Origin of the sequence: Nonomuraea sp. GTA35, assembly GCF_041950525.1 — a bacterium.
Lineage (GTDB): Bacteria > Actinomycetota > Actinomycetes > Streptosporangiales > Streptosporangiaceae > Nonomuraea.
On sequence record NZ_JBGNUV010000005.1, the window covers coordinates 434,965 to 449,990 of the forward strand.

The 15,026-nt window shown below is 71.2% G+C and carries 14 protein-coding genes; 7 read left to right on the forward strand and 7 right to left on the reverse strand.

Annotated features, from left to right (window positions below; all coding sequences use genetic code 11):
- The first annotated feature begins 17 nt into the window (after window positions 1-17).
- The 4 genes from ACBJ32_RS25235 to ACBJ32_RS25250 all read left to right on the forward strand — a co-directional run bounded on the left by ACBJ32_RS25235 (window position 18) and on the right by ACBJ32_RS25250 (window position 4,795).
- Complete coding sequence (locus tag ACBJ32_RS25235; protein ID WP_357870344.1) at window positions 18-1,337, forward strand: extracellular solute-binding protein; 1,320 nt, start codon at window positions 18-20, stop codon at window positions 1,335-1,337.
- 80 nt (window positions 1,338-1,417) lie between these two features.
- The gene (locus ACBJ32_RS25240; RefSeq protein ID WP_375128784.1) at window positions 1,418-2,350 is read left to right on the forward strand and encodes a carbohydrate ABC transporter permease; all 933 of its coding nucleotides are present in this window, start codon (window positions 1,418-1,420) and stop codon (window positions 2,348-2,350) included.
- Entirely contained in the window at window positions 2,347-3,198 is an 852-nt protein-coding gene (locus ACBJ32_RS25245) for a carbohydrate ABC transporter permease (protein ID WP_357870339.1), read from the forward strand. Before ACBJ32_RS25240 ends, ACBJ32_RS25245 begins: the two co-directional genes overlap by 4 nt.
- Window positions 3,199-3,268: 70 nt before the next feature.
- The gene (locus tag ACBJ32_RS25250; protein ID WP_375128785.1) at window positions 3,269-4,795 is read left to right on the forward strand and encodes a glycoside hydrolase family 3 protein; all 1,527 of its coding nucleotides are present in this window, start codon (window positions 3,269-3,271) and stop codon (window positions 4,793-4,795) included.
- Window positions 4,796-4,905: 110 nt separating this feature from the next.
- Here ACBJ32_RS25250 and ACBJ32_RS25255 read toward each other — a convergent pair whose 3' ends face one another.
- On the reverse strand, window positions 4,906-6,087 hold the full coding sequence (locus ACBJ32_RS25255) for an ROK family protein (protein ID WP_375128787.1): 1,182 nt from the start codon (window positions 6,085-6,087) through the stop codon (window positions 4,906-4,908).
- 171 nt (window positions 6,088-6,258) lie between these two features.
- On the opposite strand from ACBJ32_RS25255, the gene ACBJ32_RS25260 reads away from it, so the two are divergent.
- On the forward strand, window positions 6,259-6,708 hold the full coding sequence (locus tag ACBJ32_RS25260) for an Rrf2 family transcriptional regulator (RefSeq protein WP_357870332.1): 450 nt from the start codon (window positions 6,259-6,261) through the stop codon (window positions 6,706-6,708).
- A 139-nt stretch (window positions 6,709-6,847) separates the two neighbouring features.
- On the opposite strand, the gene ACBJ32_RS25265 is transcribed toward ACBJ32_RS25260, so the two are convergent.
- On the reverse strand, window positions 6,848-8,935 hold the full coding sequence (locus ACBJ32_RS25265) for an NB-ARC domain-containing protein (RefSeq protein WP_375128788.1): 2,088 nt from the start codon (window positions 8,933-8,935) through the stop codon (window positions 6,848-6,850).
- Between the two features lie 197 nt (window positions 8,936-9,132).
- On the opposite strand from ACBJ32_RS25265, the gene ACBJ32_RS25270 reads away from it, so the two are divergent.
- Both ACBJ32_RS25270 and ACBJ32_RS25275 read left to right on the forward strand, forming a co-directional pair.
- Complete coding sequence (locus ACBJ32_RS25270; protein ID WP_375128789.1) at window positions 9,133-10,158, forward strand: PP2C family protein-serine/threonine phosphatase; 1,026 nt, start codon at window positions 9,133-9,135, stop codon at window positions 10,156-10,158.
- A 71-nt stretch (window positions 10,159-10,229) separates the two neighbouring features.
- The gene (locus ACBJ32_RS25275; RefSeq protein ID WP_375128790.1) at window positions 10,230-11,009 is read left to right on the forward strand and encodes a DNA-formamidopyrimidine glycosylase family protein; all 780 of its coding nucleotides are present in this window, start codon (window positions 10,230-10,232) and stop codon (window positions 11,007-11,009) included.
- Here the strand turns inward: ACBJ32_RS25275 and ACBJ32_RS25280 are convergent.
- The 5 genes from ACBJ32_RS25280 to ACBJ32_RS25300 form a co-directional block, all read right to left on the reverse strand.
- Window positions 11,006-11,362, reverse strand: coding sequence for a helix-turn-helix domain-containing protein (locus tag ACBJ32_RS25280; RefSeq protein WP_375128992.1), 357 nt, complete (start codon window positions 11,360-11,362; stop codon window positions 11,006-11,008). The genes ACBJ32_RS25275 and ACBJ32_RS25280 overlap by 4 nt on opposite strands.
- 286 nt (window positions 11,363-11,648) lie before the next feature.
- Complete coding sequence (locus tag ACBJ32_RS25285) at window positions 11,649-12,140, reverse strand: nicotinamide-nucleotide amidohydrolase family protein (protein WP_357870325.1); 492 nt, start codon at window positions 12,138-12,140, stop codon at window positions 11,649-11,651.
- Window positions 12,141-12,143: 3 nt separating this feature from the next.
- On the reverse strand, window positions 12,144-12,716 hold the full coding sequence (gene pgsA / locus ACBJ32_RS25290; protein WP_357870322.1) for a CDP-diacylglycerol--glycerol-3-phosphate 3-phosphatidyltransferase: 573 nt from the start codon (window positions 12,714-12,716) through the stop codon (window positions 12,144-12,146).
- Complete coding sequence (rimO, locus tag ACBJ32_RS25295) at window positions 12,713-14,125, reverse strand: 30S ribosomal protein S12 methylthiotransferase RimO (RefSeq protein ID WP_375128791.1); 1,413 nt, start codon at window positions 14,123-14,125, stop codon at window positions 12,713-12,715. The genes pgsA and rimO overlap by 4 nt, the downstream gene beginning before the upstream one ends.
- 60 nt (window positions 14,126-14,185) lie before the next feature.
- Window positions 14,186-14,947 carry a helix-turn-helix domain-containing protein gene (locus tag ACBJ32_RS25300; RefSeq protein WP_375128792.1) on the reverse strand — a complete coding sequence of 254 codons (762 nt, stop codon included), beginning with the start codon at window positions 14,945-14,947 and terminating at the stop codon, window positions 14,186-14,188.
- Between the last annotated feature and the right edge of the window lie 79 nt (window positions 14,948-15,026).

The following is a 15,026-nucleotide window of genomic DNA, read 5'->3' on the forward strand; positions in this document are numbered from 1 at the left end:
CGGGAAGGGAGAACCCTGTGAGGATCGCGAAGATCACAGCCGCTACGGTCACCACGGCCGCGCTGGCCCTGGGCCTGGCCGCCTGTGGCTCCGGTGGCTCCGCTGAGCAACCCCCCACGTCCTCACCCAGCGCCGCCGCCTCCGGCCCCAAGTTCGCCGGCAAGACGCTGAGCGTCTGGCGGCTCGGGAACAGCAACCCGGCCGCGGCCACGTACATGGAGGAGCTCAACGCCGAGTTCACCAAGCAGACCGGCGCGCAGGTCAAGCTGGAGTGGATCCCGTGGCCCCAGGTGGCCGACAAGTTCGCCGCCGCCGCCACCGGCACCGGCCCCGACGTGACCGAGATCGGCAACGACCAGGTCCCGATGTGGCAGAGCCAGGACGCGCTGACGCCGATCACCGACATCGCCCGCGAGGGCGACCGGGCGCAGATCCCCCAGAACCTCTACGGCTACGAGACCGTGGACAACGAGATCTACGCCGTGCCGTGGGGCGCGGGGGCCCGCGCGGTGCTCTACCGCAAGGACTGGTTCGAGGACCTCAAGATCGAGGTCCCGAAGAGCTGGGACGAGCTCGTCGCCGCGGCCAAGAAGATCCAGGCCGAGAAGAAGGGCGTGGACGGCTTCGCCTTCAACGGCGGCTCGGACGCCAACCACCTGCTGGCGGCCTTCGCCTGGTCCGAGGGCGGCGAGTACGCCGTCAAGGAGGGCGACAAGTGGGTCGGCAAGCTCACCGAGCCCGGCTTCCAGAAGGGCTTCGAGACCTACACCGGCCTGGTCACCGGCGGCCTGTCCAACAAGGCGAACCTGACGCACGACACCACCCACATCCGCACCCGCTTCGCCAACGACAAGGTCGCGATGTACCTCACCGCGGCCTGGGACCTGTCGGGCATCGAGGAGGAGTCCAAGGGCAAGCTGAAGGGCGACAAGATCGGCTTCTTCCCGCTGCCCGCCAAGACCGGCGGCGTGGCGCCCTCCTTCTTCGGCGGCAACGACATCGCGCTGTGGGGCACCACCCAGCAGGCCGACCTGGGCAAGGAGTACATCAAGCTGGCCACCAGCAAGACCTGGGCCGACCGGTACGCCAAGGAGGGCGGCCTGCTCCCGGTCTACCCCGACACCCTGCAGGCGATGAACGAGGACCCGGCGCAGGGCGCGTTCGCGCAGGCGTTCGCCAAGGCCAAGGCCTTCCCCGCCGACCCCAACTGGTCCGAGGCGGACGCGACCAAGGCGGTGCTGCAGAACGCCGCTCGTGAGGTCATCGAGGGCAAGAAGGACGCCGCCACCGCCCTCGCTGACGCCAACAAGGAACTCGAAGAGATCCTGAACCAGTAACGATGGCGAACACGACAACGGTCACCCGGGGCAGGGATTCCTCTCCCTCCCCGGGACACCGGCGCAAGAACGCCGGGCGTGTGCGCGCCAGCGGGCTGCCGGCCTGGAGCGTCCCGTACGTCCTGCTCGTCCCCGGCCTGCTGGTCATCGCCGGCCTGCTGCTCTACCCGATGGTCCAGCTCGGCATCATGTCGTTCCAGAAGGTCGGGCTGGCCCAGGTGAGGGGGACCAGGCCCGCCGAGTGGGTCGGCCTGGACAACTTCGAGAAGGTCCTGTCCAACGACATCTTCTGGTCGGCCCTGCGCAACAGCCTGGCCTTCGCCTTCTTCGGCGTCAGCCTCACGCTGATCCTCGGCACCGCGGTCGGCGTGCTGCTGCACCGGCTGGGCAGGAAGATGTCGCTGTTCGTGGTCATCGGCTGCATGTTCGCCTGGGCCGTGCCGCCCGTGGCGCAGGGCGTCATCTGGCGCTCCCTGTTCGACGCGGAGGCCGGCATCGTCAACTGGGGGCTGGACCTGCTGCCCGACTGGCTGGCCGCACCGCCGGCGGGCCAGGCGAGCTGGGCCGGCACCCCCTGGCTCAACGACACCCTGCCCCTCTACATCGCGCTGGTCATCTGCGTGGTGTGGGCCGGGTTCCCGTTCATCGCGGTCTCCGTGCTGGCCGGCCTCAAGGGCATCCCCGCCGAGCTGTACGAGGCGGCCAAGGTGGACGGGTCGGGGGCCTGGCACACGTTCAGGAAGATCACCCTGCCCATGCTCAGGCCGGTCTTCGCCGTTCTCACGATGCTGTCGATCATCTGGGACTTCAAGGTGTTCAGCCAGCTCTACGTGCTCATGAACGGGCCCACGAACCGTGACGGCTTCAACCTGTCCATGTACGCCGTCGCCGAGGCGTTCCGGCCCCCGCAGAAGCTGGGCACCGGCGCGGCGATCTCCATCGTCCTGACGATCATCCTGCTCATCATCACCGTCTTCTACGTCAGGCAGATCGTGAAGCAGGAGGAGATGTGACCCCGATCGCCCGCAAGAGGCTCGGCAGGGTCCTTCTGAACGCCGCCGGCCTGCTGGTCTTCCTGTTCGCGACCTTCCCCGTCTACTGGATGGTCTCGACCGGCTTCAAGCAGAACGACCAGATCTTCACCACGGAGTTCATCCCGTTCCCGACGCACTTCACCTTCGAGCACTTCGAGCGGGTGCTGACCGAGGGCGTCGCGAACAACTCCATCTGGCTCTACATGCGCAACAGCGCGATCGTGGCGCTCGGCACCGTGCTCATCGGCTCGGCCTTCGCCCTGCTGTCGGCCACCGCCATCGCCCGCTTCCGGTTCAAGGGCCGCGGCGCCTTCCTCATCACGCTGCTCATCGTGCAGATGTTGCCGTCGGAGGGGCTGCTCATCCCCCTCTACATGATGGTCAAGCGGGTCGGGCTCGGTGACCAGCTCCTCGGGCTGATCGTCACCCAGGTCGCGCTGACGCTGCCGTTCGGCGTGTGGATGTTGCGGACGTTCGTCGCCGCGGTGCCCAAGTCGCTGGAGGAGGCCGCCTGGATCGACGGGGCCAGCCGGATGACGACGTTCTGGAGGGTGCTGTTCCCGCTGGTCGCGCCGGGGCTGGTGGCCACGAGCATCTTCTCGTTCATCACCGCGTGGAACGACCTGGTCTTCGCCCTCTACCTGATGTCGGGTTCCGAGGGGTACACGATGCCGGTCGCCCTGCAGTTCTTCTTCGGCCAGGAGGGCGTCGACTGGGGCGCGATCATGGCCGGGTCCACCCTGATGACGATTCCGGTCGTCGTCTTCTTCCTTCTCGTGCAACGCCGCATGGTCCAGGGGCTGACGGCGGGCGCCGTGAAGGGCTGACCAATCCCGAAATATCCGTACGGTGCCGCCGGCACCGTACCCGACCCTGCCTTGATACGGATGAGGAGCCATGAGTCAGAGTGATCGGGGGCTGCGCCGACTCGCGGCCGGCACGCTGCTCGTCGCCTTCCAGGGCACCACGGCGCCCGACTGGGTGCTGCGCGAGCTGGAGCACGGCCTCGGCGGCGTGACGCTCTTCGGCTTCAACGTGGCCGACCCCGGCCAGGTGCTCGCCCTGACCACCGCGCTGAGGGGAGCCGGTGAGCCCGTCATCTCGCTCGACGAGGAGGGCGGGGACGTGACGCGGCTGGCCTACCACGTCGGCAGCCCGTACCCCGGGAACGCGGCGCTGGGGGCCGTGGACGACGTGGAGCTCACCCGCCGGGTCTACCGGGCCATCGGGTCCGAGCTGGCCGCCTGCGGCATCAACCTGGACATGGCGCCGAGCGCCGACGTCAACACCGAGGCCGACAACCCGGTGATCGGCACCAGGTCGTTCGGCACCGAGCCGGAGCTGGTGGCCAGGCACACGGTCGCCGCCGTCCAGGGCCTCCAGTCGGTGAACGTGGCCGCCTGCGTCAAGCACTTCCCCGGGCACGGCGCCACCCGCGTCGACTCGCACGTGGCCGTCCCGGTCGTGGACGTCAGCCTCGACGTGCTGCGCGAGCGGGAGCTGGTGCCGTTCCGCGCCGCGATCGGCGCGGGCGCCAAGTCGGTGATGACCGCGCACGTGGCGGTGCCGGCGGTGACGGGCCACACGCCCGCCACGCTGTCCGGCGCCGCGCTGACCGGGCTCCTCAGGGGCGAGCTCGGCTACGACGGCGTGGTCGTCACCGACGCGCTCGACATGCAGGCGATCACCAAGAGCGTGGGCCTGGCCGGGGGCGCCGTGCTCACCCTCGCGGCCGGCTCGGATCTGCTGTGCCTGGGGCCGCTGCCGACGTACGACGACGTGCAGGCCATCATCGCCGAGATCGTCAGCGCCGTGCGCGAGGGCAGGCTGCCCGAGTCCAGGCTGGAGGAGGCGGCGGCGCGGGTCGCGGCGCTGCGCTCCTGGGCCGCCGCGCCCGCGCGGACCGCGGCCGTCGGGGCCGTCGGGGCCGTCGCTGCCGACCTGGACAGCGCCGACCAGAACAGCACCGGCCAGAACGGCGCCAAGCAGAGCGTGGCCGAGCAGAAGGTGGTCGGTCTGCACGCCGCCCGCCGCGCCGTCCGCCTCACCGGCTCCGCCGCCCCGCTCGTCGAACCCCTGGTGATCGAGGTGGACACCCCGCCGACCATCGCCGTGGGCGACGTGCCGTGGGGTGTGGGGCCCTGGCTGCCCGACGCCGAGATCCTGCGCGTCAAGCCCGCCGCCGCCGACGTACCCGGCCTGCTGGCCAAGGCCGACGGCCGCTCGCTGGTGGTGGTCGTCAAGGACGCGCACCGCCATCACGAGAGCCAGGACCTGGTCTCGGCGCTGGTGTCGGCCCGTCCGGACACGACGGTGATCGAGATGGGGCTGCCGGTGTGGCGGCCGGACAGCGCCGCCTACATCGCCACGTACGGCGCCGCCCGCGCCAACGCCCAGGCCGCCGTCGAACTCCTCACCGCCTAGGCCGCCCGGTCCCAGGCGCGTGTCAGGAGGCCGGCAACTCCTCACGCGCCTGGCCCAGCGTGCCGATCACGAGGTCGGCAACCCCCTACGCGCCTGGCCGAGCGCGCCGGTCAGGAGGTCAGCAACTCCTCACGCGCCTGGTTCAGCGCCGCCAGCACGGCTCCCCGCAACACCGGGTTCCCGTCGGTCACCGTGGTCGTGACGACCTGCGGCCGCACCGGGCAGATGCGCGCCACGGCCTCCTCCACCCGGGACGCCAGCGCACCACCACCGGCGTGCCCCACCTCCCCGGCCAGCACCACCAGCCCGGGATCGAGGATCACGCACACCGCCGCCACCCCCAGCGCCAGCCGCTGCGCGATCTCGTCCAGCAGCGCCTCTCCCTCGGCACCCGCCGCCACCGCCACCTTGACGCACTCGGTCGCGCTCCCGGCCGCGAAGCCGTAGCTCTGCGCCAGCTCGGTCACCGCCTCGGCGCTGACCAGCGACTGCAGCCCACCGGCCAGCGAGGGCAGCCGCCCCGGCAGCGTACGGATGTCCTCGGGCAGCGGCACCCCGGGCACCGGCAGGTAGCCGATCTCCCCCGCGCTGCCCGAGCGCCCCCGGTGCAGCTTGCCGCCGAGCGTTACGGCCAGCCCCAGGCCACGGCTGGCCCACAGCAGCACGAAGTCGTCGAGCCCCTGCGCGGCCCCGTCGACGCGCTCGGCGATGGCGGCGAGGTTGACGTCGTTCTCTATCGTCACCTGGCGCCGCAGGTCTCCCGCCAGGGCTTCGTGGATGCCCTCGTGCCAGCCCGGCAGGTCGAAGGAGAAGCGGATGTCGCCGCTGCGCGGATCGACCACGCCGGGGGTGCCGATGACGACGCCGCGCAGCTTGGAGATGCTCACCTTGGCGCTGCGGCACGCCTTGACGATCGCCCCGTGCACCAGCGAGACGGGGTCGTCGTGGCCGTCGGGGTCGACGGTGACCTCGGCGATCGTGTTGCCGTGGATGTCGGCGACGGCCGTGGAGATCAGCTCGGGCCCGACCTCGAGGCCGGCGACGTACGCGCTGGAGGCGATCACCGAGTAGAGCGCCGCGTTGGGCCCCCGCCCGCCGGCCTGCGTGCCGACCACCTCGACCAGCCCGCGCTCCTCGAGCCTGGCCAGCGTCTGCGACGCCGTGACCTTGGACAGACCGGTCTGGATGCCGATCTGCCCCCGCGTCATCGGGCCGGTCGCCAGCAACAGCTCCAGCGCGGCCCGGTCGTTGATCTCCCTGAGCAATCTGGGCACACCAGGGCGTCGCTCCACGCTGAATCCCACCGTCAAATCGAAAAGGTTGTTGGAAGTTTAGCGCTCCCATTCTCGCCTGGTGTGAAGGCCGATTTCCGCACCTGGGACGCGCCCGGCGCGAGCGGATCTCGTGCCCGTTCTGGCAGGCTTGCGCCTAACCAGTGTTGACCAGGAGGGATAATCGAGAACATGCGCCTATCCGCTCGTGTCGACTACGCCCTCCGCGCCGCCGCTGAACTGGCCGCAGCCGGTGCGGGCCCGACCACCGTGGGCGAGCTCGCCAAGGAGCAGGACATGCCGCCCAAGTACCTGGAGAACATTCTGCTGCAGATGCGCCGCGCCGGGCTGGTGCGCGGGCAGCGCGGGCCGGAGGGCGGCTACGTGCTGGCCAGGCCCGCCTCCGACATCTCGCTGGCCGACGTGATCCGCGCCGTGGACGGCCCGCTGGCCAACGTGCGCGGCGAGCGGCCCGAGCACGTCGGCTACCGGGGCCCGGCGGAGTCTCTGCAGCAGGTCTGGATCGCGTTGCGGGCCACCGAGCGGTCGATCCTGGAGGAGGTCACGCTCGAACAGGTCGCCTCCGGGGCGCTGCCCGAGCGCATCCGCCAGCTCACCTCCGACCCCGCCGCCTGGGACTGACCCGCCCACCATCCGATCCGGCCCGCCACCTGGCCCGCTACCCGGCCCGTCCACGGATCCGGCCCGGCCCGCCACCTGGTCCCGCCCGACCGTGGCATGACCGCGGCCGGCGGGCGTTGCGCGTGGAGGAGAGGGGTGGTCAGCGGGCCGTCGGCACGCCCAGCGCGTACGCGACGCCCGCGTCCAGATCGGTGTCCCGCCCGGCGCGGAAGGCGCTGTCGTAGGCCAGGTCGCCGAGCACCCCGCGCACCTCCCTCTCGCAGGCCCGCCGGGCGGCCACGAGCTCCGGCGTGCCGATCTGGTGCTTGCCCACGGTGTCCCAGATCTGGTCGGCCAGCCCCAGCATGCGGGCGGCCCGCTCCCCCTCCCCGGCCGCCACCGCCGCCGGCGCGAGCACGTCGATCGCCATCGCCATCCCCAGGCTGTCGTGCAGCCGCCACTTGACCTCCAGCGCCGCCTTCGCGTACGCCCGCGCCTGCTCCGGCCGCCCGCACGCCAGCTCGGCCTGGGCCCGCAGGACGTCGCCGTACGCCCGCTGCCAGCGCTCACCGTGCTGGTCGCAGAGCGTACGCAGCCGTTCCAGCGCGGCGATGCCGTCCTCGAAGTCGCCGACCATCGTCCTGCTCATGCCGTAGCTGGTGTGGGCCAGCAGCACGGGGAAGCAGAACAGCGAGCGTTCCTCCTGCTCGATCACCTTCCTGGCCGCCTCGGCCGCCCGCGCGTTGTCGCCCATGATGATGCCGGCGCAACTGATCGCGCACCAGGCCATCAGCGTCGCCTCCACGTCCCCCTGCTCCTCGGCCTCGGCCGCGCACTCGGCGGCCAGCTTCTCCGTGAGCGCCCCCTCGCCCTGGCACACCAGGACCAGCGCGCACGCCCACATGGCCTTGCGGCGCGCGGGGCCTGGCGCGCGGTCCTGGGCCAGCGCCCGCTCCAGGAAGTGCCGTCCCTCCTGGAGGAAGCCGCAGGGGTACCAGAAGAACCACAGCGCCCCGGCCAGCTCCAGCGCGGTGTGCCCCTCCGGCCGCACCAGGGCGAACTGCAGCGCCGCCCGCAGGTTGGGCAGCTCGACGGTCATCCGGTCGTACCAGGCGTACTGGTCGGGGCCGATCCAGCAGGCGTCGCCCTCCCTGGCCAGCGCCAGGTAGTAGTCGCGGTGCCGGCGCCTGACGCGCTCGTCCTGGCCGAGGTCCTTCAGCCAGATGGCGCCGAACTCGCGGATCGTGTCCAGCATCCGGTAGCGGTCGCCCGCCCCTGTCGGCTCCCAGATCAGGATCGACTTGTCCGCGAGCGATTCGAGCAGTTGCGGGATCTGCCAGCTCGGCAGCCGGTCGTCGGCGCAGACCTGCTTCACGGCCACCGGGTCGATGCCGCCGGCGAACACCGAGGCCCGCGCCCACAACAACCGCTCGGCGGGGGTGCAGAGCTGGTGACTCCATCCGATCGCGGTACGCAGGGCCTGGTGCCAGGGCGGGTCGGCGTCGTAGACCCTGTGGTCGGTCGTGCCGAGGACGGTGAAGCGGTCCTCCAGCCGCTCGGCCAGCCGCTCGGGGGACAGCTCGCGCAGGCGGGCGGCGGCCAGCTCGATGGCCAGCGGCAGCCCTTCCAACCGCCGGCACACCCGCATCAGGGCGTCGCGGTTGCGCTCGTCGATCACGAAGCCGGGCACCGTGGCCGCGGCGCGGTCGAGAAGCAGCTCCAGCGCGTCGCCCTCCTGCCACTCGTCGCCCGCGGGGACCGGCAGCGGCTCCACCGTGCGGACCTGCTCCTCCGCGCAGCCCAGCGGCCTGCGGCTGGTGGCCAGGACGCGCAGCCGGGGCGCGGCGGCGAGCAGCGTCCCGACCGCCGCCGCGCAGGCTTCGGTCAGGTGCTCGCAGGTGTCGAGCACGAGCAGGAGCTCCCGGTCGGCGAGGTAGTCGGCCAGCACCTCGGTGACCGGCCGCGAGCTCTGGTCGCTCAGCGGCAGCGCCTCCGCGATCGCGTACGGCAGCGCGCTGCCCTCCACCAGCGGCGACAGCGCCACCAGCCAGACCCCGTCGGCGAACTCCGCCCGCAGCTCGGCGGCGGCCCGCAGGGCGATCCTGGTCTTCCCGACCCCGGCCACTCCGGTGACCGTCACCAGCCGGGAACTGCCCAGCAGCGCCCGCACCCCGTCCACCTCCTCGCGGCGACCGATCAGTCTCGTGCTCTCGCTGGGGAGGTTTCCCTGCCACTGGCTGACTTGCATGATCGTCACCTCACAGGATTCGGCCTGTCCCACAGTTTGCCGGAATCGCTCCCGCACCGTCACTAAAAGTGAGAAGGTGGCTACTCGCGAGCGCAACCCCCTGAGGACCCGCAATCACCCGAGGAGGCGTCATCTCGCGGCAAATCGCCTCCAGACATCAGCGCGGGCTGCTGCTCGCGCTGCTGGCGGCCGAGGTGGTGGTCGCCCTGGCGGACGCCGCGTATGCCACGGTCTCGCTGTCGGCCCTGCTGCTGATCGGGCCGATGGTCGCCGCCCACCTGCTGACCGTCCGCCACACCGTCCTGGCCGGCGCCACCGCGCTGGCCCTGGCGCTGCCGCTGCCCGCGGTGGACGAGGGCGCCGACCTGCCGCACCACCTGGTACGCGCGCTGATCGTGGCCACCGGCGGCCTGTGGGCGTACGTGACGGCGCGCGCCCATGCCCGCCACCAGGCCGAGCTGGCCCGCATGACCCGCATCGCGGAGTGGGCGATGATCCCCGCCCTCCCCGCCGAGCTGGGCGGGGTCGGCCTGGCGGCGCACACCCGATCGTCGGCCGGGGCCGGCCGCATCGGCGGCGACCTGCACGACGCCGTCGCCACGCCCACGGGCCTGCGCCTGATCGTCGGGGACGTCAAGGGTCACGGCCTGGACGCCGCGCACCTCAGCGCGACCGTGCTGGCGGCCTTCCGCCGCACCGCGGCCACCGCGCCCGATCTGGCCGCCCTGGCTCGCGAGCTCGACGCCGCCGTCTCCCCCAGCCTGGGGCCGGAGGACTTCGCGACGGTGCTGCTGGCGGAGTTCGTGCCCGGAGGGGTGCTGCTGGTCAACTGCGGCCATCCCGCTCCCGTGCGCGTGGACAGCCGCCTGCGGGCGCTGCACCCGCCCCGCCCGTGCCGCCCTCTCGGCCTGTCTCCCGAGCCTTACGTGTGGCGCGTGCGCCTGCTGCCGTCCGACCGCCTGCTGCTGTTCACCGACGGGCTGGCCGAGGCCCGCAGTCGCGACGGCGTGGAGCTGCCCTTCGACGAACACCTGCACGGGGCGCTGACGCAGGCCACGCTGGAGGAGTCGCTGCGCGAGGTGCTCGACCTGCTGCGGCGGCACACCGCCGGGTCGAGCGCGGACGAGGTGGACGATCTGACGCTGATCCTGGCCCAGCCCCTCGCGGTACGGGAGCCACCCGCCCCCGCGCCGGTCATGGAGGACAGGCGCAGCCTCGACTGACCCCCGCGCGCCGCGCGACAAGGGCAGAGCTCAGCGCAGACGGACCAGAAAGCCGCTCTTAAACTGGGAAAATGCCTGAAGGAGACGCCGTCTACCGCACCGCCGCGCGGCTCAGAGGCGCGCTGGACGGCCGGATCCTGACGAGATCAGACTTCCGCGTGCCCCGGCACGCCACGGCCGACCTCACCGGACGTCAGGTGATCACCACCGTCTCCAGGGGAAAGCATCTCCTCACCCGGATCGAGGGTGACCTCACCGTCCACACCCACCTGCGCATGGAGGGGAGCTGGCAGGTCTCCGAGACCGGCCGCCGGATCCCGCCCGGCGACCAGGTCAGGCTGATCCTGGCCAACGAGCGGTGGCAGGCGGTCGGGGTCAGGCTCGGGATGGTGGATCTCGTCAGGACGGCCGGCGAGGCGCGCCTGGTGGGCCACCTGGGGCCGGATCTGCTAGGCCCGGACTGGGACCCGGAAGAGGCCGTGCGAAGACTACGAGGGGCGCCCGACAGGACCATCGGGGAGGCGCTGCTCGATCAGCGCAACCTGGCGGGGATCGGCACGATCTATCGCGCCGAGACCCTGTTCCTGCGCGGGATCTGGCCGTGGAAGCAGGTCGGGGAGATCGAGGATCTCAAGGGGCTCGTATCGCTGGCCCAGCGGCTGCTGGAGGCCAACAAGGGACATGCGGGCACGGTGACCACAGGTGATCGCCGCCCAGCGAATCAGACCTGGGTCTATGGCAGGACGGGGAAGCCCTGCCGCCGATGCGGCACCCGCATCAGCCGTGGGGAGATGGGGGCGCAGCCACAGGAACGGCTGATCCTGTGGTGTGCGGGCTGCCAGCCGCGTTAGGCAGCCACCATGTCCTTGACTTCGGGGAACACGGAGTCGGAGATCGACCCGGGAACCGTCTCGCCAAGAGGCAGGCGCTCGTGGTCGGGCACGTCGGCAAGCACAGGAGCAGCCTGGAGCTCCGCCAGCGCGAACTGGTCGGAAACCTCACGCAACACCTGCGAAAGCGGCACACCGAGCGCGCCGCAAATCGACGCGAGCAGCTCGGACGAGGCCTCCTTCTGGCCGCGCTCCACCTCGGACAGATAGCCGAGTGAGACACGGGCCAGCGTGGACACTTCGCGTAGCGTGCGCCCCTGCCGCACCCGCAGCCGCCTCAGCACATCTCCGAGCAGCTGACGCAGCAGAATCATCTGTCGCTCCCTCCCCGGCGCGGATGTCTTCACCACGCCCCGCGCGATCGGATCGTGCCGCACTTTGTTCTTCTTGGCTTCGTACATACTCCTCGCCGTCATCATGGGGCGTCGCCGACCCTGGACCGCCGCTCGTGGCTCGTTGCGCGACTGATCAGGCCCGCCTGCCGGGCGCTCGGTGCTTGCAGTTGGCTCACGGACCTCACTCACAGCTCCACCGTACCCGTATCCACCGACACCGCGTCAGACCGCGCATCGCATGTTCGCTCGGGACGTAACACGGTAATCACCCGGAATGTTCCCCTATGTTCGCCTTCAGCACACCTGACAGTAGATCGACTGCCTCGTCCACCGTCTCTACCCTGATACGTTCGCGCGACCCCCCAAGTCTCAATTCCCGGGACCAAATCTGCCCGCCCGGCCCTGAGACGGCCGCGTACACCAGGCCGACCGGCTTGCCGTCCTGCGGCTCGGGCCCCGCCACGCCCGTCACGGCGAGCCCGTAGGTCGCCCCGCACACCCGCGCGACCCCCGCCGCCATCGCGGCCGCCACGCCGGCGTGCACGGCCCCCTCGCGCGCCAGCAGCTCCTCGGGCACGCCCAGGAGCCCGTGCTTGAGATCGGTCGCGTAGGAGACCACCGCGCCCCTGAAGGCCTTGGAGGACCCGGGCACCGAAGTGATCGCCGCCCCGATGAGCCCTCCCGTCAGCGACTCGGCCACGGCCACCGTCGCCTCCTGGGCCACCAGCATCGTCAGCACCTCGGCCATGTCCGCCATCGATCACTCCCCGCGTGCCTGCTTGGCCACTTTGCGTAGTCTCACGGCTCTGAAGAGGTAGTCGGCCCCGGTCGCCACGGTGACCACGACCGCCGCGCCCATCACCACCCACCGGACGGGCCCCGGCACGAAGGGCAGGAGGTACAGGACGATGGCGGCGATCTGCAGCACGGTCTTGACCTTGCCGCCGTAGCTGGCCGGGATGACCGCGTGGCGCAGCAGCACGAGCCTGAGCACCGTGATGCCCAGCTCCCTGCCGAGGATCACGATCGTGACCCACCAGGGCAGCTCGTCCAGGATCGACAGGCACACCAGCGCCGCCCCGGTGAGCGCCTTGTCGGCGATCGGATCGGCGATCTTGCCGAAGTCGGTGATGAGGCCGTAGCGCCTGGCCAGCTCCCCGTCGAGATGGTCGGTGAGCGAGGCCACCGCGAAGACCGCCAGCGCGGCCACCCGCCAGCCCGTGCCCGGCAGGAAGAGGCAGACGACGAAGAAGGGGACGAGCGCCAACCGGAGGACCGTGAGGACGTTGGCGATGTTCCACGGGCTCACCACCCGGCGCTCGTCCCTCTTCATGGACCGCCGGCCTTGATGCGCGCGATCAGGTCAACCCCCTCGGCATCGACCACGTGCGCGCGTACGATCTGCCCCTTGACCAGGCCGATGCCCTGCACCGTGACGGAGCCGTCGACCTCGGGCCCCTGGTGCGCCGCCCTGCCCTCGTAGCCGCCGTCGCCGAGGTCGTCGTCGATCAGCACGTCGACCTCGGTGCCGATGCGCTCCTCCGCCCGCTGGGCGGTCAGCTCCTCGGCCAGCTCGGTGAGCATGCGCACGCGCTCGTCGATGACCTCCTGGTCCAGCTTGCCGGGCAGCCCGGCCGCCTCCGTGCCGTCCTCGTCGGAGTAGCCGAACACGCCGATCACGTCGAGCCTGGCCTCCTCCAGGAACCCGACCAGCTCGCCGAACTCCTCCTCGGTCTCGCCGGGGAAGCCCACGATGAAGTTGGAGCGCACGCCCGCCTCGGGGGCACGCTCGCGGATGCTCTCCAGCAGCGCGAGGAAACGCTCGGGGTCGCCGAAGCGGCGCATCCGGCGCAGCACCGTGCCGCTGGCGTGCTGGAAGGACAGGTCGAAGTAGGGCGCCACGCCCTCGGTGCCGCAGATCACGTCGATCAGGCCAGGGCGCAGCTCGGCGGGCTGCAGGTAGCTGACGCGCACGCGCTCGACGCCCTCGACGGCGGCGAGCTGCGGCAGCAGCTTCTCCAGCGCCCGCAGGTCGCCCAGGTCCTTGCCGTAGGACGTGGAGTTCTCGCTCACGAGGACGAGCTCCCGCACGCCCCTGTGGGCCAGCCAGTCGGCCTCGGCGAGCAGTTCGTCGGGCTTGCGCGAGACGTAGGAGCCGCGGAAGGCCGGGATGGCGCAGAACGTGCAGCGCCGGTCGCAGCCGGAGGCCAGCTTGAGCGAGGCCACCGGGCTCTCGTCGAGCCGTTTGCGCAGCACGCGCGGCCCGCTGGCGGGCGCCAGGCCCTCCGGCAGGTCGCCGTGGCCGGGGATGCTGGCCTTGGGGGCGCTGGCACGGTCCACCGGCGAGATGGGTAGCAAGGTGCGGCGGTCGCGTGGCGTGTGCGGCTTCAGCGGCCGGTCGGCCAGCACGTCGTCGAGGCGGTCACCGATCTCGGCGTAGTCGTCGAAGGAGATGACCGCGCTGGCCTCGGGCAGGGCCTCGGCGAGCTCGTTGCCGTAGCGCTCGGCCATGCAACCCGCGGCCACCACCTTCGCGCCGGAGTCAGCGGCGGCCAGGAGCGTGTCGATGGAGTCTTTCTTGGCCGAGTCAATGAAGCCACACGTGTTGACGACGACGACATCGGGGTCGTCGTCGCCCAGCTGCCAGCCGGCAGCCTCGAGTCGCGCGGCCAGCTCTTCGGAGTCGACCTCGTTGCGTGCGCAGCCCAGAGTGATCAGCGATGCGGTTCGGCGGGATGACATGGTGAACACTACGGTATCGGGAGTTGGCCACCACCCGATGCACTGGCTCCCCCCGCACGGCTACCGCGACTGCGGTTTGGGCGGCCCGAACGAGCGCCGCACCACCTCTCCCCTGCCCCCGAGACCCTTCACCCTCTTGCCGTTGACGTGCACCGTTACCGCTCCGGCGTCCGCCAGCAGCACGTTGACCTTCTCGGCCGCGCGCCACGTGGAGGTCTTGCCCGCCTTGAGCGTGCCCGCGAACAGCTTCTGCCCCTCGGCGTCGTGCAGGCTCACGTACGACGACTGCTTCGCCTTGATACGTACCGTAACCGTGTTCTTGGCCGACGTCTTGGACGGCGTCGGCCTCGGCGTCTCGGTGATCGGCGTGTTCGGCGGCACGCTGGGCCGCGCCGAGGCGGCCCGCACGTCACCCGTGCGCACCTGATCGCTCGCCCCGCCCATCACCCGCATCATGCCGAAGACCACGACGATGGCCAGCGCCACGCCGAGCGCCATCGTCCAGTTGGGCCCGCGCCGCTCCGGCAGGTTGATCTTGCGATCGGCCTGGAACACGGCCGAGGCCGGCATGGGCTGCGGCGGCCCGCCGTACTGCTGGTCGTAGAGATGGACGGTGGCCTCGGGATCGAGCCCCACCGCCCTGGCCACGGCCCTGACGTGCCCCCTGGCGTAGAAGGCGCCGCCGCACTGGCCGTAGTCGTCCTGCTCCATGCAATGGATCATGGCCTCGCGAATCCTGGTGGCCGCGCTGACCTGCGCGACCGACAGCCCGGCCGTCTGCCTGGCCGCCCGCAGCATGGCCCCGATGCTCTGCTCCTGCACAGCGAACCGCCCCCCACCACACTGGCTACTCTTCGTGGTGGTACATATTCAATCAGTTATCGCCGTGCAACCGTGCATT